Source organism: Micromonospora polyrhachis (assembly GCF_014203835.1).
Taxonomy (GTDB): domain Bacteria; phylum Actinomycetota; class Actinomycetes; order Mycobacteriales; family Micromonosporaceae; genus Micromonospora_H; species Micromonospora_H polyrhachis.
Map to the genome: position 1 here is coordinate 5,387,608 of NZ_JACHJW010000001.1, position 20,593 is coordinate 5,408,200.

Here is a 20,593-nt window from a genome sequence, read left to right on the forward strand (position 1 = left end):
TCCTTAACACCCTATGTGAGTCGACGTTATCCGATCGGCCATATGCTTATGGGCGTTCGGTGGAGAGTCGCGCCAAAGTGGCCGCCTCCGCCTTGGCAAGCAGGTCACGGAAGCGGGCCGCACCCCTGATCGGTGACGCCCAACCGGTCGATGTGTGGACCAGCCGGGTGTCCGGTCGTTCCAACCAGGACAGGACGCGTTCGGACTCCTCAGCCGAGGCGTTGGGGACCGGGCCGTGGCCGGGCAGCACCGTTTCGGCGGTGGCGCGGACCAGATCGAGGGTGGGACGTGGGTCGATCCCCGGCGGGGTGGCACCCGCCCCGGACAACCGACCGTGCCGGACGACTGCGAGATCCCAGCCACCGTCGGTCCGCCGTCGGGCGGCGGCCAACTCGCCGATCCGGGTCAGCCCGGCCAGTCGCTGCATCCGTATGGCGGCCCGCAACAGTACGGCCAGCCGGCCGCGTACCACCGCCGCCTCCTCGAACCGTTGGTCGGCGGCGAGCGCGTCGATCCGGGCGAGCAGGGCGTCGACCACCGACTGCGGGTCGCCGGTCATGGCGGTACGGAACGGGTCGGCCGCCCGATGTGCGTAGTCCGACACGGAGATGCGGTGCTCGCAGGGAGCCGGGCAGCGGCCCAACTCCGCCAGTGCACAGGCCGGCATGGTGGTCCGGGTCGAGAGTCGATGGGTGCACTGTCGTACCGGCAGCGCGTCGTGGACGGCGGCCGCCGCCAGCTCCGCCGTACGCCGGGAGGTGAACGGCCCGAGGAAGGCGTCGTCGTCCGGGCCGATCGACCAGACCACCGACAACCTCGGGTACGCCTCGCTGGTCAGCTTCAGCCACACCGCCCGCTCCGGATACTTCGACCGGCGGTTGTACGGCGGCGCGTGCGCGGCGATCAGCCGCAACTCGCGTACCTCGGCCTCCAGCGCGTGCGCGCACTCGACCGCCTCGACCCGCTCGGCGGCGGCGAGCATCTCGGAGATCCGGGCCCGCTTCTCCGAGGCGGTGAAGTAGCTGCGGACCCGGGTGGCGATGTCCCCCGAGGTACCGACGTAGAGCGGGCGGTCGTCGGCGGCCCGGAAGATGTAGACCCCCGGCACCCGGGGCAGACCGTCGGCCAGGTGCCGTTTGCGGCGCTGGGTGGGGGTGACCGCCTTGGCGAACTCGATCGTGTCGCCCAGGGTGTGCACGCCGTGGCCGCTCAGCCGGCCGATCAGGCCGTGCAGCACGTCGACGGTGGCCAGGGCGTCGTCCAGCGCCCGGTGGGTCGGCTGGACGCTGGTCCGGAAGTAGGCGGCCAGGGTGCCGAGCTTGCGGTTGGGCACCTCGTCACGGGTCAGTACCCGGCGGGCCAGCGCGGCGGTGTCGACCACCCGGGGATTGGGCCAGGTATGGCCGTGCCGGGCACAGGCCGCCTTGAGGAAACCCACGTCGTACGGGGCGTTGTGGGCGACCAGCACCGCCCCCCGCAGGAACTCCAGGAAACTGGGGAGCACCGCCTCGATCCGGGGTGCGGGGGCGACCATGGCCTGAGTGATGCCGGTCAGCACGGTGACGAACGGTGGGATCGCCTCGCCCGGGTTGACCAGGGTGCCGAGGACGCCCAACTGCTCGCCACCGCGTACCTTCACCGCACCGATCTCGGTGATGCCCCCGCCGTCCGGGGCTCCGCCGGTGGTCTCCAGGTCGACCACCACGAAGGTGGTCTGGTGCAAGGGCAGGGCGTCGGCCGCGCGGCTGCCGTCGTCGTCGAGCAGCAGTCCATCCAGGGTGTCCTGCACATATCCGGGTTGAGCCACGCCGGCAGGGTACGGGTCCCACCTGACACTTCCGTCCCAGCGGTACCGACAGTGCCGGCTGGCTAACGCCGTGAGATCATCAGTGTCACTGAGCGGTGAACCTACTCGCGGTGGGAGACTGGTCACATGCCCCTCACCGAACCGTCCGACGACCGCCTCCACGAGGCGGCAGTCGCCGCTGACCCACGCGGTGGCGCGGACGGCGTGGTGGATGATCACACCGATTCGCCCGATTCTGCCCTACCGGATTCGATGCCGCCTGAACCGACAGCGTCGGACTCGACGGTGCCGGACTCAACGGTGTCGGACTCAACGGTGTCGGACTCGTCCGTGCCGGAGGTGTCGGAAACGACGCTGCCCGAGCCGACGTTGCCCGAGCCGACGTTGCCCGAGCCGGTCCGACAGCGGATCGTCACGCTGACCGCAGCGGCCCTACCTGGACTGCCGGCCGACGAACTACCCGCCCCGCTGCGCCGGGTGGCGAAGTTCGCGCCCAACCGCCGGGCCCGCCTCGGCGGCGGGGCGATCGCCACCCAGCTCGCCGGCGATCCACTCTTCCGACAGCGGGTGACCAGCCGGATCCTGACCGAGGCCGGTGACCTCGGTGCGGCGGTGGTCGATGGAGTCGTACCGGCCGCCGCCGACCCGGTGGAGGTGGCCGCGCTCGCCTACCTGGTCCGCCCACCCGGCTGGCGGGACCAGGTCGAGGCCGCCGGTGCCGCCGTGCAGGCCGACGTCGACAGTGCGGTCGTCGCCGAACTGGTCCGCAGCGCCGAGCAACGGGTGGCCCGGGCCGAGCACGACCGGGCCGTCGCCAAGGTGGAGGCGGACAAGCTGCGGGACGAGCTGGCCCGAGTCCGGGAAGAACTGGGCCAACTCCGCGAGGAGGCCCGGACGCTCAGCCGGTCGCTACGGGAGACACAGGGCCGGGAACGCAAGGCCACCGAAATGCTCGCCACCGAGAAGGGTCGGGCCGCGCGGGCCGCGAACGACCACGACGCCGAGCTGCGCCGGCTACGCGCCAAACTCGCCGAGGCCGAGACAGTAGCCGGAGCGGCGCGACACACCGCCAAGGAGGCGCGCTCGGTCGACGACGCCCGGCTCTGGCTGCTGCTGGAAACGATTGGCCGGGCCTCCGCCGGGCTGCGCCGGGAGCTGGCGCTCGACCCGGTCGACTGGCTGCCGGCCGACTCAGTGGCCGAGGCGTACGCCGAAGGGCCGACCGGCGCGACGACCAGCCGGGCACGGGACACCGACGATCCGGCCCGGCTCGACGAACTGCTTGCCCTGCCCCGGGCACACCTGGTGGTGGACGGTTACAACGTCACCAAGCGCGGATTCGGCGAGATGTCCCTGGAACAGCAGCGTAAGCGGCTCATCGCCGGGTTGGGCGGTCTCGCGGCGCAGACCGGCGACGAGGTCACCGTCGTCTTCGACGGAGCCGAACGGATGCACGGGCTTCCCCCCACGCCGCGCGGTGTCCGGGTGCTCTTCTCCCGTAAGGGGGAGACCGCCGACGAGCTGATCCGCCGGCTGGTCCGGGCCGAGCCCCGGGGTCGTCCGATCGTCGTGGTCTCTTCGGACCGGGAGGTCGCCGATGGGGTACGCCGACACGGGGCGTATCCGCTGGGGGCCGACTCGCTGCTTCGGCGACTCGCCCGATCCTGATCGGTCGCCGCCGGTCGTTGTCGTTTGCTGCCGGCCGCCCGCCTTGACCATCGCGGGGCGACTCGTCCGGTCCAGCCGGATCCTGGGCGACTCACCCGGCCCGTCGGTTTTGTCGTACCCCCGAACTACCGTCGATGTAACCGACGGTGTTCGGGTTGCGACTTGTGACCCGTCACCTCCATCATCGAGGAGGTAACCATGATCATTGACTGCAACCGCTGTACCGGACACGGAGCGGCCTGCGGTGACTGCCTGGTCAGTGCGCTGCTCGACGCGCCCCCGGTGGAGGCTCGCCTCACCGCCGACGAGCAGCGGGCGATCGAGGCGTTCGGCCTGGCCGGCTTCGACGTGCAGGTGCTCGACGACACGAGCGGCTCGGTCCCACCCACACCGATACCCGTGGCGCCCCTGCCGTCCATGCCGGCCCGACCCACCAGCCGCCCCCGATCCCGATCGCGCACCCGCCGTCCCCGGCAGGTCGCCTGACGCCGCGTCGCCCGTACCTCGCCCGCCCGGTTTCCGGGTGCCGGGCAATAGGATGGGCGGCGCGGTGCCCGGCGAGGAGGAGGAACGGCGTGCGGACTGGATGGTTCTTGGCCGCTGCCGAGGCCGAGTCAGAACGTGGCCGCGACCCGGACGCCTCGGACCGTGGCTGTGCCGAGCCCGACCCGGACCATGGCCGCAACCCGGACCGTGACCGTGGCAAGGTGTCGACGTGACCCCCCGAATCTGGGCAGCCGTGACGCTCGTCGGACTGGTCGTCGCACTGCTCGCCGCCGCCGTGCTACTCGTGCCCTGGGGACGGCCACCGGCCCCCCGATCGGATCAGCTCGCCGCCCTCGGAGACCTGCCCCATGCCGAGGTGGCCCGAGGACGGGAGTTCCGCGCCGCACTGCGCCCCGGTGGCTACGGCGCGCTGGCCATCGGCCTGCTGATCGCGTTGCTGCTCGGACTGACCCCGCTGGGCGCGAAACTCGTCAGCCTCGTCGGACGCCCCTTCGGTGACCACTGGATCGCCCAGGCGGTGCTCGGTGGGATGGCCGTGGTGCTGGTCGCCGACCTGGTCACCCTGCCCTTCGCCGCCTGGCGACACGCCATCGTCTCCCGCTACGGGCTCTCCACCCAGGGCTGGGGTGGGTGGACCGTCGACCTGCTCAAGTCGTACGCGGTCAGCGCCATCATCGGCGCGGTGGTGCTGCTCGGCTTCTACACCGTGACCCGGCTCGCCCCCCACTGGTGGTGGGCGTTCGGCGCGGCCGGTGCCGCCGCGCTGGTCGTACTGCTCTCCTTCATCCTGCCGGTTCTGGTCGAGCCGGTCTTCAACCGGTTCACCCCGATGGAACCGGGTCCGCTACGCACCGAACTGACGACCCTCGCCGCCCGCGACGGCGTACCGGTACGGGACGTGCTGGTGGCCGACGCATCCCGACGTACCCGGGCGGTCAACGCCTACGTCTCCGGATTCGGGCCGACCCGCCGGATCGTCGTCTACGACACCCTGCTGCGGGAGGCGCCACCGGCGGAGGTGGCCAGTGTGGTGGCACACGAGCTGGGGCACGCCAAGGACAAGGACGTACTCACCGGAACCCTGACCGGGGCGCTCGGTGCGGCGGCAGCGGTCGTCGCCCTCTATCTGCTCGGTTCCTGGGGCGCGCTGCTGCGGCTGGCCGGGGTCGAGTCGATCGCCGAACCGAGGGCGTTCCCGCTGCTGTTCGGGCTGATCACCGTGGCCGGTCTGGTGGCCACCCCGGCCCAGGCACTGGTCTCCCGGCACGTCGAGGCGCGGGCCGACGCGCACGCCCTGGCCCTGACCGGCGACCCGGCCACCTTCGAGGCGATGCAGCGCCGGCTGGCGACGATCAACCTGGGCGACCCGGACCCGCCCCGCTGGGAATACCTCTACTCCGCGACCCATCCGTCCACCGTGGAGCGGATGGCCGCCGCCCGCGCCCATGCCCGAGGAGGCGGCGGGTGACCCGTACGCTACTGGTCACCAACGACTTCCCGCCGCGTCCCGGTGGCATCCAGTCCTTCGTGCACAACCTGGCGATCCGGCAACCCACCGGATCACTGGTGGTCTACGCCTCGACCTTTGCCGGCGCGGAGAAGTTCGACGCCGAGCAGCCGTTCGAAGTGATTCGCGAGGACACCCAGATGCTGCTGCCCACCCCGGCGGTGGCGCGCCGGGCAGCCCGGCTGGCCGTCGAACACGACTGCGACACGCTCTGGTTCGGGGCCGCCGCCCCGCTCGGCCTGCTCGCCCGAGGACTGCGCAGCCGCACCGGGATCGAGCGGGTGGTGGCGTTGACCCACGGCCACGAGGTGGGCTGGGCCGCGCTGCCCGGAGCGCGAACCCTGCTGCGGCGGATCGCCCGGGACACCGACGTGGTCACCTACCTCGGCGAATACACCCGGGTACGGCTCGACCGGGCGCTGCACGGCCTCACCGACCTGCGTCGGCTCGCCCCCGGAGTGGACATCGACGTCTATCACCCGGAGGTGGACGGCTCCGAGGTGCGCGCCCGGTACGGCCTCACCGACCGGCCGGTGGTGGTCTGCGTGTCCCGGCTGGTGCCGCGTAAGGGGCAGGATACCCTGATCCGGGCGCTGCCCGAGATCCGTCGTCGGGTGCCCGACGCGGCGCTGCTGATCGTCGGTGGTGGGCCCTACCGTGATGCGCTGGGCAAGCTCGCCCGACAGACCGGGGCGGCCGATGACGTCTTCTTCACCGGCGCGGTGGAGTGGGCTGAGTTGCCCGCGCACTACGCGGCCGGGGACGTCTTCGCCATGCCGTGCCGGACCCGTAACCGTGGCCTCGACGTGGAGGGGCTGGGCATGGTCTTCCTGGAAGCCTCGGCGACCGGCCTGCCGGTGGTGGCCGGTGACTCCGGCGGCGCACCCGACGCGGTCCGTGAGGGCGAGACCGGGTTTGTCGTCGACGGTCGGAGTGTTGCCCAACTCGTCGACCGGATCGTGCCCCTGCTCGACGATCCGGAGCTGGCCCGACGGATGGGAGCCGCCGGTCGTACCTGGGTGGAACAGGAGTGGCACTGGGGCATCCAGGCCGCCCGGATGGCCGAGCTGATGGGGCGGACGGCCGACTCGACGCCCTGACCAGGAGAACGAACACCGGCAGCGTCACGCCGAAACGTGACACTGCCGGTGCATGTTTCGTCAGCCGAAGGCCTTGATCGTTGTCAGGTTCGTCGACAGGACGATCTTGACCGGCGCGCCGACGTTGGTCGTGGACGGATGGTAGACCCGGACTCGTCCATCCTCCCCGGATCGGACCCAGAGGTCAGGTATCCGGTCGCCGTTGACGTCGGGGATGCTGACGATCGCGCTTGCCTTCGCCTCGGTCCAGTCCGTTCCGTAGGAAACGTCTCCGCTGCGGGAGTTGGCTGCCGTCTTGAGCGAGTTCAGGTCGACGCTCCCCGCCACTGAGCCGGGCTTCCCATGCCGGATATACATGTTGCCGTTGTCCAGGTGGCGCCAGAGCAGGTCGGGGGTGCCGTCCAGATCGATGTCCGCCATATTGAGGATCTCCTGCCGGGCCCACGCGCTGCCCTCCATCAGGATCGCCTCCTGGAAGCTCGCCCCGGTGTAGCCGGTCAGCGTCCAGAACTGGGTGCCGACCCGCACGAGCAGGTCCGGGTGCTTGTCACCGGTGATGTCACCCACCGCCTTGATCTGCGTCCAAGTCGCGGGGGCAGGCACATTGGACGGCAGCAGGATCCGCAGCCGGTGGTCCACGTTGAAACTGCCGTACCCGTCACCGGGGTAGAGCCAGAAGCCGCCGTCCGGGGTCCGGGCGAACAGGTCGGTCGCGCCGTCGCCCGGATAGACGTCGGAGTGCTTGGTGATCAGGGCGGCCTTGCCGGTGACCGGGTCGTACCAGTGGCCGGGCGGGTTGAGGTGGTTGCCGGTGGTGTAGGAGGCGAGAAGCCCGCTGTACAACTCGCCGTCGACGTCGCCAGCGAAGGTCTGCAGCTTGCCCCCTCCGTCGATGAGAATCAGGTCGGGGATTCCGTCGCCGCCGGTGTCGCCCGGGCCGTCGGCCGCGTCGCGCGGTGGCACGTAGAAGGTGTACTGCTTGACAGGGCTCTGGTTGCCGGTCGCGTCGTAGGCGTACACCTCCAGGGTGTTGGGGCCGGAGTGCCGCGGTCGCAGATCGGGCACGGTGGCAACACCGTTGGTGGCCGGCACGTACGTGGTGCCGATGCCCCCGATGGAGTATTTGAACTGCACTGCGTCCGCAGCGCTGAAGGTGACCGCGCCGGTTCCGCCGAACTTCACCGTCGCCCAGGTCAGGCCGTTGCTGGTGGCTTCCTTGAACACGTCGCTGGCGACGGTCGGGGTGGAGGGAGCCTGGCCGTCGATGGTGAGCTGACAGGGCTGGTCGCCGGGCGGCGCGTACGCGGACGAGGCGTTGGACTTGTCCTCGGCGCGTACGTCCCACGAGTAGGTGACGTCGTTCTCCAGCGTGTTGGAGGGAATTGTCAGGCTCCCCTCGCCGCCGGTCAGGTTGGTGATCAGAGTGCCAGCGGGAGGCGTGGCACCCGTCTTCCAGAAGCGGAAACGCAGGCCATTGAGATTACCGTCGGGATCGGTGGCGGCCGCTGAGAGGACGATGTTGGTTTTGGCGACCGTGACACCATTGCCCGGCCCGACCACACAGGCACCGCCGGGTGCCGAGCTGACCTTCGTCGGCTCCGTGGGCGGCCGGTTGTATTCGACCTCCAGCACCGTCGAAGAAACCAGGAACCTACGCCAGGTATGCGTATCGGTCTCGCTGGTGGCCTGCATGCCGAGCGTGATGGTTGACCAGCCATTGGTGGCCCCCTGCTGGGCCGCGTTCTTTACGTCGAAGCTTACGTAGTCGTTGCCGCATTTTCCGTCGTAGCCATGGGCAAAGGACAGCTTCTGCTGCAAGGTCTTCCAGGCCGGCTGCTTGTTCCAGGTGGTGCCCGAGGAGATCGATCCGGTGAGCCAGAGCTGCATTTCCCTGGCGTCGCAGTTCCAGGAGTGGTTGTTGAGCACCTTGAAGGCGGCCGAGCTGACCGTCGCGCCCTTGAGGCTGGTGCTGTAACCCATCCGCCAGAAGGAGCGGGTCGTTAGGGGTGTGTTCTGCTCATAGCCAACCCGGGCGTCCGTGCTGCCGGAGTTGAAGTTGGTGCCGTTCCAGGTGTTGGTGTTGGGGCGCTGCTTGTAGACGGTTGCCCAGGCTTGCGTCTTGGTGTTGAGGGGCGGGTCCAGGAAGACCGGGAAGAGTGCCTTCTCGTCGGTGAGTAGGCCGGTGGCGGCGGCGTCCAGGTGGAGGTGGGCCTCACCCGTGCCGTCGCCGTCGAGGCGAGTGGGCATCTGGGCGTGCTGTGCGCCCGGCTCGACGCCGTTGAGGCCGGAGAGCCGGAGTACGTCAGCGGTGGTGGCCACCGAGGTGCGGGGGGTGGCTTCCGGGGCTGCTGGGTCCTGACCTGCGGAGTCCCAGGCGAACAGGCTGGGGATCGAGCCGATCTCCTGTCCGCTGCCGCGATCGACGATTTGCACGCCGCCGGTGGTGGCGTCGTGCCGGAAGACCGCCGTGGCGGACCGTAGGCCGTAGGTTGGGGCTTTGACGAGCGGATTCGTGGCCGCAGCGCGATTCTTGATGATCAGCAGCTGCCCGAAACCGCCATCGTCGCGGGCGACGAGGAGTAGGTCCACCCCGGGAAGGACTTCGGGATAGAGGGCACGTGGCCCGTCGAGCACCGGCTCGGGCAGCAGACCCGGCCAGGTGTACGCGACGGTGTGCCCGTCGATGTTCACCTCGGCCAGCACGCTCGTGCTGTCCGTGCTGCTGCCGTCCGTACCTCCGGCTACGCCGCTGCCGCTGGAGAAGCGGACCGGAGTAGGGGCGTTGACGGGCCGGACGCCGAGGCCGCCGGCCTCTTCTCCGGTGTGGGTCAGCGTGATGTCGATCGGTGACCACTGCCCCTTGGCGTCCTTGGTCCGCTGCGGGGTGGCGTGGATCGTGCTGCGAAGCCTCCCGCTCGGCAGTGCCCAGGTCAGCGAGGTGGCGCTGGTGGCGGTCTCCACGAGCACCTCCTTGCCGGTCCGCAGCGCCTCGGCCATGGCGGTCGCCTCATCCCGGAGGGGGGCGACGGGCACGGCACCGAGGGCGGTCCTTCGCAGATCGTCGACTTGGGACCACCACCACAGCGGCAGGGATGTGGCGACTACGGCCAGCAGGGTGACCAGGGTGAGGGTCCGCCGGGTACGCGTGCGTACGAGCGGGCTGAGTAGGCGAGGCGAGGTCACGGCGGTCTACTCCCGTTGGGCCGGGCGGATAGGAGGACGCGGAAAGGCAGCGCCGTCCGGCGGACCGCCGGGCAGAACGCGGGGCACACATTGGCATGGTCCTCGGCGTCCGTCTATCCCAGGACCGTTACGAATCTGAGATCCCTACTCATTGATCATCTGTACTCTTCATCCATATAGGAGGCTTTTTGGAAGTGTTTCCGCGACGCGAGATGCCGCCCTCGAGGGCTTGTGTCGCATTGGCGGCAGCTCTGCCATCTAGCCCTGTTGGTCCCGAGTGTTGTTATGGCGCACATCACTAGCGTCTCACTCTGACTACTTTCCGCGACTTGAGAGAGATCCCCTACCGACTGAGAATGCTCGCGCACGTGTCGTAGCGGCCCGTGTCTTCGCGGATGTCCGCACCGTTTCTTTCGTCTGCACACCTGGGTGGGAGCAACACCAATGCGTGGTTCCGGTTTGCTGTCCTGGCGGCGGTTGCCTGGCCGAGGCACCCCGACGCGGTCACGCCGTCGGTGGGTACGTCCTGCCCGTTCCGCGCTGGTCGTGGTGCTGTCGACGACGTTGACGGTGACGCTCCTGCCCGCTGCCGCGTTCGCTCTGCCCGGCCCGGGCATGGGTCGCGAGCAGGCCCGGGTCGATCTGCCCGACATCCCGCAGAGCGTGCGGGTCGGCCAGGACGAGACCGCCGAGACGAACCTGACCACCGCCGACCCGGTCGACGTGGTGCCGTACGAGCCGGTAGCCGTCACGCCGTGGCAGCAGGACACCGGCACTGTGGACCTCACCGGCCTCGCGCCGGGCACCACCAAGCCGGTCGACGACCTGCCGGTCGCCCTCGGCGTGCCGGCCGGCGGTGATCCGGCCGCACTTGCTGGCGCGTGGACCGTCGACCTCGCTGCTCCCGAGGCCTCCCAGGACGCTGGCGTACCCGGTCTGATCATGAAGATCACGCCACCGGCCACCGCCGATCCGGCCGCCGAGGTCGCCCTCAGCGTGGACTACACGCCCTTCGCCGACCTGTACGGGCCGCAGGCCGCCGACCGCTTCGGCGTCATGCTCCTGCCCGACTGCGTCTACGACGCCCCAACCAGCGGCGACTGCGCCACCGGCGGCGACCCGGCCGCCGCCCAGACCCTGTCCAGCCAGGTGAAGCTGGTCCCGGCGGCGAAGGCTCCGGCCCGTATTATGGCGGCCGAGGACCAGCCCCAGCGCCGGATTGTCCTCGGCAAGGTGCCGGTCGGTGCGCTCCGCGACGCCGGTAGTGGCCCCGCCGCGACCGCCGGGTCCTCGACGTCGAGTGCGGGCGCGAACGTCGTTGGTGTGCTGGACACCGGGGCCTCGGCCGCCGGTGACTTCACCGCCACCCCGCTGCTCTCCTCGGGCTCCTGGGCCGCAGGCTCCTCCTCGGGTGCGTTCACCTACTCGTACCAGGTGCATGTGCCCGAGACGGCCGGCGGTCTGATGCCGAAGGTGGCCCTGTCGTACTCCTCGCAGTCCGTGGACGGCCGTACCTCCGCCAGCAACAACCAGGCCTCCTGGATTGGTGACGGCTGGGACTACAACGCGGGGGCGATCAGCCGCAGCTATGCCAACTGCCGGGAGGACTCGAAGAAGGCCGGCTCGAACAACAAGGAGCACCGCACCGCCGACCAGTGCTGGGGCTCCGACAACGCCACCCTGTCCCTTGGTGGCATGACCACCGAGCTGGTCTGGGACAAGGACAAGAATGCCTGGTTCACCGCCAACGGCGACGGCTCCAAGGTTGAGCTGATCAAGGACACCGCCAAGGCCAACGGCGACGCCGATGGTGAGTACTGGATCGTCACCACCCGCGACGGCACTCGCTACCACTTCGGTCTCAACCGCCTGCCGGGCTGGTCGGACAACGGGGCCGCCGCCGACGACCCGGTCACCAACTCCGTGCTCACGGTGCCGGTGTACGGCAACCATGCGGACGAGCCGTGCTACAAGGCGGGCAACTGGGCCGGCTCCCACTGCATCCAGGCTTGGCGGTGGTCCCTCGACTACGTCGAGGACATCCACGGCAACGCGATGAGCCTGTGGTGGGCCAAGGAGACCAACTACTACGCCCGGAACTTCAACTTCAAGGAGCCGGTCCAGTACGACCGGGGCGGCTACCTGACCCACATCGACTACGGGCAGCGCAAGGACAACATCTTCTCGGCCGTCGCCCCGGCGAGGATCTCGTTCACCGTCGAGGAGCGGTGTTTCGCCGAAGGCTCCCTCACCTGCACCGAGGCCAACTTCACCAGCAAGGATCCCAGCAAGTACCGCATCTGGTACGACACCCCGGCCGACCTGCGGTGCACTTCCGGCGAGAAGTGCTGGAACGCCGGGCCGTCCTTCTTCACCCGCAAACGGCTGGACAAGATCACCACGTCGGCGCAGCGGCGTACGGACACGACCGACCGTCAGGCCGTCGACGAATACCAGCTCACGCAGTCCTTTCCGGTCCTGCTGACCGGCCCCAACACGGCGCTCTGGCTGGAATCGATCAAGCGGACTGGCTACGGCCGCGATGGCGCGAGCGGCAACCAGGCCACGCTCAACGCGGTGCGTTTCGAGCACAACGCCGAGGACATGCCGAACCGCGTCAAGAACGACGCCCGCCCCGGCTTCTCCCGCCTGCGTATCGCCCGGGTCATCAACGAGTACGGCGGCGAGACCGTCGTCACCTACAAACAGCCGGTCGACGCCTGCGCCACCGGCACCGGCCTGCCCGGTAAGAACGACACCGCCGCGCTGAAGGCCAACAACCGGCTCTGCTATCCGAGCTTCTGGCACCCGGACCCGGCGGTGGAGGACATCGACTGGTTCCACAAGTACGTCGTCGAGAGCGTCGAGGAACTTCCCAACGTGGACGGCGCGCTCAGCACCGTCACCCGGTATGGCTTTACCAATCCGGGTTGGAAGCTCGCCGAGCAGGAGTTCACCAAGAAGTCGACCCGCACCTACTCCCAGTTCGCCGGGTTCGAGCAGGTCACCGTGCGTACCGGGACGGATGATCCCGATATTGGCGGCAAGGTGACCAAGTCCGTCACCCGCTACTTCCGGGGTATGGGTGACGGCGTGTCGATGAACGACATCACCGGCACCGAGATCGCCAAGGACCGGGAGCCCTTCGCCGGTCGGGTCGCCGAGGAGTTGACGTACGCCAGTGCCGAGGACGCCGACGAGAACTGGTTGACCCGCAGCGTCACCTATCCCGAAGCTCTGGAGTTGGCCAAGCGCACCCGCGACGACGGTCTCAGCCCACTGCGGTCCTGGCGGGTCACCGAGCCGCGCCAGCTTTCGTACACCAAGTCCTCGGGTACCGGCGACGACGCGCGCACCCTCCGGATGGTCGAGACCAAGACCACCTTCGAGGCGACGCACGGGCTGCCCACGTACATCGAGTCCCTCGGCGACACCGGCAAGACCGGCGACGAGTCATGTACGTACACCGAGTACGTCCACCACACCGGCAAGAACATCATCGGGCTGACCAGCCAGGTCCGGAGCAGTCCAACGACCTGCGCCAACGCCGACTTCAATGTCCTGACGACGTTGAGCGCCGCCGGCCGCGTCGCCTACGACGGTGCCGCGTACGGCATTCAGTTGGCCAACGACACGCGCGGCCTGGCCTCGCAGACGTGGTCGCTGAAGGCCGACGGCTCCGGCTTCCAGCCCGACGGCAGCACCAGCTTCGACGCGATCGGCCGTGTGGTCTCGCGTACCGACGTGGACGGCAAGATCTCCAAGATCACATATGACCCGCCGACCGGTCAGGCATTCAAGGTCACCGAGGAGAACTCGCTCGGGCACAAGCAGGTCCAGGAACTGGACCCGGGACGCGCCGTCACGGTCAAGACCACCGACCCCAACAATCGGGTCAGCGAAGCCAAGTACGACCCGCTCGGTCGCCTCGTCGAAGCCTGGGGACCCGGCCGTACCCCGTCCAGCACGGCGACCCCGGACTTCCGGGCCGAGTACGCCATTCCGGTCGGCAAGCCGCCGTACATCACCACCTACAGCCGAGGGCACGAGGGTCGGATCGAAGTCTCCGTCACTCTCTACGACGGTCTCGGTCGTGAGCGGCAGATCCAGGAGCAGGCCACCGGCGGCGGCCGGCTGATCACCGACACGCTCTACAACAGCTCCGGCGAGATCTGGCAGACCAACAACGCCTACCTCGCGGACGGGTCACCGGTCGGCACGCTCTTCACGCCGCTCGCGGACACCGTCGTACCCAACATGACCCGCTACACCTACGACGGTCTCGGCCGGGTCACCAAGGAACTGCCCGTCCTGCGCGGTGTCGACACCCCGTCGCGGGCCACCAACTACGAATACGGCGCCGACCACTCCACCGTGATCAACCCGGCGGGTGCTGCGTCGTACCGGCTCTTCACCGACGCGGTGGGCCGGACCACCCGGGTGGACACCTTCACCGACGCCGCCCGCACCGAGTTCACCACCATGCGGTACGAGTTCGACGCGCGCGGCCAGATGGTGAAGGCCACCCATTCCGCAGCCCCGACCCACCCGTGGACCTGGGCGTACGACCAGCGCGGTCGCATGGTGACCACCACCGACCCGGACGCCGGCACCACCAGCTTCACCTACGACCATCGGGACCGGCAGCTCACCACCACCAACGCCCGCAACGTCACGACCTGGAACGGGTACGACGAACTGTCCCGCCCGATCCAACAGCGGCTCGGAAACAACAGCGGTGCACTGCTGGCCGAGTTCACCTACGACTCGGTTCCCGGCGGCAAGGGCCTGCCCGCGATCGCCACCCGGTACACCGAGGGGCTGGCGTACACGCAGACCATCGGTGGCTACACCGACGACTACCAGCCGACGTCCACCACGCTCCTGCTGCCGCAGTCGATCGCCGACACGTGGGGTCTCCAGACGTCCTACCGGTACGACTACTCGTACACCGACACCGGTCTGCCCGAGTCGACCACCCTGCCCGCCGTCGGTGCCCTACCCAGCGAAAAGATTCTGTACCGCTACAGCAAGGACGGTCTTCCGCTGTCGGTCTCCGGCACGGACTGGTACGGGGCGGAGACCATCTACTCGCCGTACGGGCAGGTGCTGCGTTCCACGCTCGGTGCGCAGCCGTACCGGGTGTGGACCATGGCCTCGTACGACGATGCCAGTGGTGCCCTCACCGACCAGCAGGTCTACCGTGAGCAGGCCGGGGACGCGAGCATCGTCACCGGGAACCTCGTCTCGCACCGCTCCTACGCGTACGACGCCGCCGGCAACGTCACCGCGATCCGTGAGGGTTCCGCCGGCATCCAGGAGCGGCAGTGCTTCAGCTATGGCCAGCTCGGTCAGTTGGCGAAGGCGTGGACGGCCAGCGACCTGACGTCCTGTGGTACTGGTCCGGTCGGCGCGGACGGTGCCGTGAATGTGGCTGCCGGGCCGGATGGCGCAGGGTACTGGCAGGAGTACGAGTACGACCTGCTCGGTAACCGTAAGAAGCTGGTGGAGAAGAACCTTGCCGGTGACACCGCCAAGGACGCCACCACCACCTACACCTACGGCAAGGCCGACGGCAGCCAGCCGCGCACCCTGACCAAGGTGGCCAAGAGCTACGTCACCCCGGCCGGCGCGGCGGTCACTGCCGAGGCGGAGCGGCTGTACGAGCTGACCGGCGAGACCAAGTCCGTCACCTCCATTCAAAACGGTGACCAGCAGACGCTGTCCTGGACCTACGACGGCCAGGTCGAGCGGATCACCGGCGCGGGCAGCAAGGGCCGTACCTCGTACGTGGGCGTGGCCGGCAAGTGTCTGGACCTCACCCATGGGCTCGCCGAGCCCGCCCGCCCGATCCAGTTGTACGGCTGCAACGGCACCGTCGCGCAGAAGTGGACGTTCACGCCAGCCCCGAACCAGGCCAATGCCAACCTCGGCACTCTCTCGATCTACGACAACTGGTGCGTGCAGCCGGCCGGCAGCACGGCCGGGTCGGCGTTGCAGATCCAGCGGTGTGACGGTTCGACCGGCCAGCAGTTGGAGCGTACGGCCACCGGCCACCTCAAGCACTCGGCTTCCGGTCTCTGCCTGACGGCCAAGGACGGAGGTACGCCCTACTCCACCCCGATCGTGCTGGCAGAGTGTGACGCGGCTGCTGAGGCGCAGCAGTGGGAGGCACAGGACGAGACCCGGCACATCTACGGGCCAGGCGGCAACCGCCTGCTGACGGTGCAGGGCCAGCAGGCCACGCTGAACCTGGGCGAGGCGCAGGTGACCGTCCAGCGGGGCGGGGTGTTGGTGAACACCCAGCGCTCGTACGCCGCTCCAGGCGGCGCGGTGCTGCGCTACGCGTACGGGACCGGGTATCCCAAACTCGCGGCTCTTGCTGGGGACCATCAGGGCAGCTCGTATGCGGAAGTGTTGCTCGCCGACACGATGTCGACGCGGTTCCGGAAGCAGGATCCGTTCGGTAACCAGCGGGGTGCTGCGCCGCTCGGCATGAACTTGCAGGCCAACGCCGGGTTCCTTGGTGCGATACAGGATGACGCCTCCGGTTACACGCCACTAGGTGCGCGGTTGTACGACCCGGTGGTGGGGCGGTTCCTGTCTGCCGACCCGGTGTTGGACCTGGCTGATCCGGTGCAGTCCAACGGGTACGCGTATGCGCACAACAACCCGGTGACGCATTCGGACCCGACTGGTCTGTCGATTTCGTTGACGCCGTCGGAGATGGCGGCGGCGTTGGCGGGTGCGGGTCTGACGGCGGCGCAGGTTGCCGAGGCGCAGGCGAACATGGGCCGGTCGTTGATGTCGGTGATCATGGACGCGGCGTGGTCCATGTTGAAGGACTTCATCGGTATCAACGATGCGATGAACTGCTTTGCCGGTGATATGTGGGCCTGTGGCAGTTTGATCATCGGGGCGGTTCCCTGGGGGAAGATCGCTAAGCTTCCGAAGATTGTGAAGGCCATCGATCGTACGATCGCGGCGATCCAGGCGTGGAAGGCGGCGAAGCGGGCCGCGGAGGCGGTGTTGGCGGCTGCTCGGGCGGCCGAGGCTGCGGCGTTGAACGCGAAGAAGTTGGCGATCGAGCGGGCGAAGAAGGCGGCCCAGGCGGCGAAGAAGAAGGCCGCTGACAAGGTCAATACGATCAGCAACAAGGCTTCCAACGCGACGAAGAAGACCGGTAACCCGGTACAGAAACAGGCGCAGGCCAAGTCCAACCCAAAGGGCTCCTCTGCCGCCTCCAGCGGTGCTGGTGGGAAGTCCGGCGGTGGTGGGGGCAAGGAGTCGAAGCCTGGTGGTTCGTCGGGTGGTTCCGCCCGTAGTAACGGCGGTTCCAGTGGTAGCGGCGGTGCCGGCCGGACGGACGACGGTGGTGGCGGTGGTGGCTCATGCCCGACGGACAGGAACAGTTTCGTCCCCGGTACCCGGGTGCTCATGGCCGACGGCTCCACCAAGCCGATCGAGGATGTCAAGCCGGGTGACGAGGTCGTGGTCACCGATCCGGAGACCGGTCGGACCGAGGTGGAGACTGTCTCGGCGGCGATCACGGGTGATGGCGTCAAGCACCTGGTGAAGGTCGTTATCGACACCGATGGCGAACAGGGTTCGGAAACGGCCGAGGTCACCGCGACCGATGGTCACCCATTCTGGGTGCCGGAGTTGGGCGAGTGGGTCGACGCCACCGACCTTCAGTCCGGCCAGTGGCTGCGGACCAGCGCCGGCACCTGGGTGCAGATCGCAGCGATCGAACGCTGGACCGCCCCCCAGGCCACGGTCCACAACCTCACCGTCGCCAACACCCACACGTACTATGTGGTGACCGCTGATACGTCAGTCCTCGTCCATAACTGCGGCGGAGGGTTTAAGAAGGGTGTCTCCGCGGATGAAATTGATGAGATTAATCGCAGCTTCGGTGGTACTCATGAACACAATGGATCCGCTGCCAATGCGTTAACCAATGCATCTCGCTACAATAGCTTTTGGGAGAAATCGGCCGTGCTGGTGCGGGATATCGCGGGTTCTCACATGTATAACAACGGAAATAAGCGTACGGCTCATGCGGTTGTGTCGGAGTTGATGCGAAGGAATAATGTTATGACTGGTCCGGATTCCGACGGGCTTTGGATGGTGATCGCCCGCGTGAGTGATTCCAGGAAGAAGGGTCATACCATGGACATTGGTGAAATCGCAGGTTTGTTGAGAGGCTTCTAGTGCTTGAGACGGGGTTTGGTCTGCCAGAACTTATGGAAGAGCTTGCTCGCCATGGCGTGACTATGCTTCTGAAGGTCGACCATGAGCGTCTCGGATTCGGGCAGAAGCCCTGGACGGTCGTGCTCTCGGGGCCGGGACTGGGTGATCTTCGGTCGCTCCACTCGGAGTTCAATACCTTGCGAGAAGTGCTAGAGTATTGCCTACCCAAATTGCGAAGCCTGCCGGGAGACTGGGAGTGGCTTGATAGATATTAGCGGCTTCGCATAATCCAGTGAGCTGATCTCAACAACTCTGCGGTAGGTATTTGTATTCGAAATGGGTCAGTTGTAGCGCGGCGGCGACGATGTCGCCGGTCCGGCGTGGGCTGACGGTGGTGTGGCGCAGGGTCTTCCAGCGTCCGACCAGGATCGCGAAGCCGAGTTCGCCTTGCCAGCGCAGTCCGCGTAGCAGCCGGTTGTCGGGGGCGAGCGGGTGGCCGCCGGTGGGCTGCTTGACCGGGGTTTTGATGCCGTGACCTGCGCCGTCGTACTGGAGTCAGCCAAGGTGGGCAGGTCGAGTTCAGTGGCGGCCCAGTTCAGCGCGGCAGTGATGCCCAACTGCCGGGCGCAGTTGATGTCGTGTAGGTGCCCGGGCATCGCCTCGGATGTCCAGATCGGCAGCCCGCCCGGGCGCATGATTGCTTGGATGTTCGCGCCGAAGTCGCGGTGCATGCCGGAATACCAGGCGTCGATCACCTCGCCTTTGACGCTGAGCGTGGTTTCGGTGAGCCGATCACAGTCGAACAGTTTGCCGTCCAGGATGATGTGGGACCAACCGTCGGCGGCCACCTTGCGCAGGGCGGTGTGTAGGTCTTGGGCCTGGGCTGCGAGGCCGTGATGCCCTCGGCAAGGTAGCGGTACGCGGTGGCCCGGGAGACACCGAACCCCGCACCCAGCAGCGTCGGATCTTTCCCCTTGCGGAACCAGACCAGCACCAGCAGCGCCTGGTAGAAGCAGGTCAACGCACGGGAACCAGCACGGGTGCCCCGAGCCCGGCGTTCAGCGGCAAGCAGCTGACCCACGTACCGCACGAGTTCCCTCGGGACGTCAGCCATGGCACGATAGGCAATCACGTGGAGCCCTCTCGAAGACGTGGTTCTGTCGCAAGGACGTGTCTATCGATGGCTCCACGCCTGTTTCCATCACCGTCTGAATCGACACCTTCGCCCGTGTCGCACCAATCAACCCTTTCGCGCTGCTGAGATCACCTCAGTGTCCCGCCATGTAGTCTTGAACGGCTAATCCGGATGCCGGATCTTGGAATTGATCGCGAATCCTGATTTCGGTTGGGCTCGTTAGTACTCCAGCAGGAGATCCGTTCTGACCTGCTGTGGCGGTGTGGTTTTGCCCGTGGGCATGGAGCCACCACTGATCTATGTGGACACGTTCACCGGCGCGCTCCATCTGAACAAGGCCACAGAAGTGCAGGCGTACGAGCTGATCTGGAAGGATCTGGAGAGCCGAGCTCTCGACGAGGACTCGTCGACAAAGCTGATCATCGAGGCATTGGAGACGCTCACCAATGGCTGATCTGAGCATCGCCACCTGGCGCAAGAGCACCCGCAGCGGCAACGAGGGCGCGTGCGTCGAGGTGGCAGACAACCTGCCCGGCACTATCGCGGTCCGGGACAGCAAGGACCCGCACGTCCGGCCCTGACCTTCCGCCCCCATGCGTGGATGGCCTTTACCACTGCTCTACGTGACGACCAGATCGACCAATTGGCCCTGAGTTAAACCCGCGCAGACGACCAACGCGTCGCCTCTCCATGAGGCTCAGTCGCTTACCGACGCGCGGAATTCGCACAGGGCGAGGGCTGCGTCATCGAACTGCTTGCCTCGGTGACCCGGCACGGCTGGCTGCTTGGTCAGCTCGGCGGTCCGTACCGCGTCGAGCACGCCGCGTGGCCCGGCCCTGTCCAGGATCGAGAACACGTCCTGCCAGCTTTGCCCGAACCGTTCGACGAGTCGCGCGGCACCGTCGGTGAGTACGGCGGCCCGGCGTACGTCGGAAAGTGGGGTGCTGCCGGTCAGCGCGTGTTGGGCTGCGACCGGGTTGGTGGACGCGACCCAGAAACCACCCGGTGCGTTACGTAGCCGGGCCACCGTGCCGGCGTCGTACGCCGGAAGCCTGGCCGTCCGGTCGTCGGTGACCACCCGATAACCACTGCCCATGTCGAAGACAATGGACGAGTCACACAGGACGAAGTGGTCGACGGCGTCCGCGTGGACGCGCAGCATGGCCACGGTTGCCGACGGGCTGTCCGGATTGTCGAGGTCGCAGCTTCCTCCGTGCCGGGTACGCAGCACCGCGATCGCCTCCTCAGCGATTCCGGTCAGCGACTCGTCTCCACGACGAGATAAGAGGTCAGCGAGGACCATTCCCAGGGTGCGTGCCAGCCACGGCACGTCGTGGACGCAGCCGTTGTCGAGGTAGGGCAGTGGCGTGACGCCGTCGAGTACGACCGCGAACCGATCCGACGCGACCACGTAGTCCTGGTTGTCCCGCCCGGGGCACGCCTCGGTGGCGAAGCTGACGTCCATCGTCGCCAACCTAACCCCCAGAGCCGTC

Annotated in this window: 12 protein-coding genes and 1 pseudogene; 8 read left to right on the plus strand and 5 right to left on the minus strand. The window is 67.8% G+C overall.

Annotated elements, in window-relative coordinates:
- Positions 1–46: 46 nt before the first annotated feature.
- Positions 47–1,807, minus strand: coding sequence for a DEDD exonuclease domain-containing protein (locus FHR38_RS23900; RefSeq protein ID WP_184536768.1), 1,761 nt, complete (start codon positions 1,805–1,807; stop codon positions 47–49).
- Positions 1,808–2,122: 315 nt separating this feature from the next.
- On the opposite strand from FHR38_RS23900, the gene FHR38_RS23905 reads away from it, so the two are divergent.
- The 5 genes from FHR38_RS23905 to FHR38_RS23925 all read left to right on the plus strand — a co-directional run bounded on the left by FHR38_RS23905 (position 2,123) and on the right by FHR38_RS23925 (position 6,589).
- The gene (locus FHR38_RS23905) at positions 2,123–3,475 is read left to right on the plus strand and encodes an NYN domain-containing protein (protein ID WP_376771429.1); all 1,353 of its coding nucleotides are present in this window, start codon (positions 2,123–2,125) and stop codon (positions 3,473–3,475) included.
- 198 nt (positions 3,476–3,673) lie between these two features.
- Positions 3,674–3,961, plus strand: a complete 288-nt coding sequence (locus FHR38_RS23910; protein ID WP_184536770.1) for a hypothetical protein — start codon at positions 3,674–3,676, stop codon at positions 3,959–3,961.
- Positions 3,962–4,050: 89 nt separating this feature from the next.
- Positions 4,051–4,194: a hypothetical protein gene (locus FHR38_RS23915; protein WP_184536771.1), complete on the plus strand. Its 144-nt coding sequence runs from the start codon at positions 4,051–4,053 to the stop codon at positions 4,192–4,194.
- Complete coding sequence (locus tag FHR38_RS23920; RefSeq protein WP_184536772.1) at positions 4,191–5,450, plus strand: M48 family metallopeptidase; 1,260 nt, start codon at positions 4,191–4,193, stop codon at positions 5,448–5,450. Before FHR38_RS23915 ends, FHR38_RS23920 begins: the two co-directional genes overlap by 4 nt.
- Positions 5,447–6,589, plus strand: coding sequence for a glycosyltransferase family 4 protein (locus FHR38_RS23925; RefSeq protein ID WP_184536773.1), 1,143 nt, complete (start codon positions 5,447–5,449; stop codon positions 6,587–6,589). Before FHR38_RS23920 ends, FHR38_RS23925 begins: the two co-directional genes overlap by 4 nt.
- A 60-nt stretch (positions 6,590–6,649) precedes the next feature.
- Here FHR38_RS23925 and FHR38_RS23930 read toward each other — a convergent pair whose 3' ends face one another.
- On the minus strand, positions 6,650–9,772 hold the full coding sequence (locus FHR38_RS23930; protein WP_184536774.1) for a DNRLRE domain-containing protein: 3,123 nt from the start codon (positions 9,770–9,772) through the stop codon (positions 6,650–6,652).
- A 444-nt stretch (positions 9,773–10,216) separates the two neighbouring features.
- Between FHR38_RS23930 and FHR38_RS23935 the strand changes: the two genes are divergently transcribed.
- Complete coding sequence (locus FHR38_RS23935) at positions 10,217–17,986, plus strand: ricin-type beta-trefoil lectin domain protein (RefSeq protein ID WP_184536775.1); 7,770 nt, start codon at positions 10,217–10,219, stop codon at positions 17,984–17,986.
- A gap of 320 nt (positions 17,987–18,306) precedes the next feature.
- On the opposite strand, the gene FHR38_RS33630 is transcribed toward FHR38_RS23935, so the two are convergent.
- Together FHR38_RS33630 and FHR38_RS33635 are read right to left on the minus strand one after the other, a co-directional pair.
- Complete coding sequence (locus FHR38_RS33630; protein WP_376771430.1) at positions 18,307–18,813, minus strand: transposase family protein; 507 nt, start codon at positions 18,811–18,813, stop codon at positions 18,307–18,309.
- Positions 18,717–19,079, minus strand: coding sequence for a transposase family protein (locus FHR38_RS33635; RefSeq protein ID WP_376771431.1), 363 nt, complete (start codon positions 19,077–19,079; stop codon positions 18,717–18,719). The genes FHR38_RS33630 and FHR38_RS33635 overlap by 97 nt, the downstream gene beginning before the upstream one ends.
- A 283-nt stretch (positions 19,080–19,362) precedes the next feature.
- On the opposite strand from FHR38_RS33635, the gene FHR38_RS23945 reads away from it, so the two are divergent.
- Both FHR38_RS23945 and FHR38_RS23950 read left to right on the plus strand, forming a co-directional pair.
- On the plus strand, positions 19,363–19,554 hold the full coding sequence (locus FHR38_RS23945; protein WP_512698625.1) for a Scr1 family TA system antitoxin-like transcriptional regulator: 192 nt from the start codon (positions 19,363–19,365) through the stop codon (positions 19,552–19,554).
- Positions 19,547–19,758: pseudogene (locus FHR38_RS23950) on the plus strand (DUF397 domain-containing protein). The gene FHR38_RS23945 and the pseudogene FHR38_RS23950 overlap by 8 nt, the downstream one beginning before the upstream one ends.
- Before the next feature lie 39 nt (positions 19,759–19,797).
- Here the strand turns inward: FHR38_RS23950 and FHR38_RS23955 are convergent.
- A complete protein-coding gene (locus FHR38_RS23955; protein WP_184536777.1) occupies positions 19,798–20,565 on the minus strand; it encodes a protein phosphatase 2C domain-containing protein in 768 nt (255 codons plus the stop codon).
- Positions 20,566–20,593 lie beyond the last annotated feature (28 nt).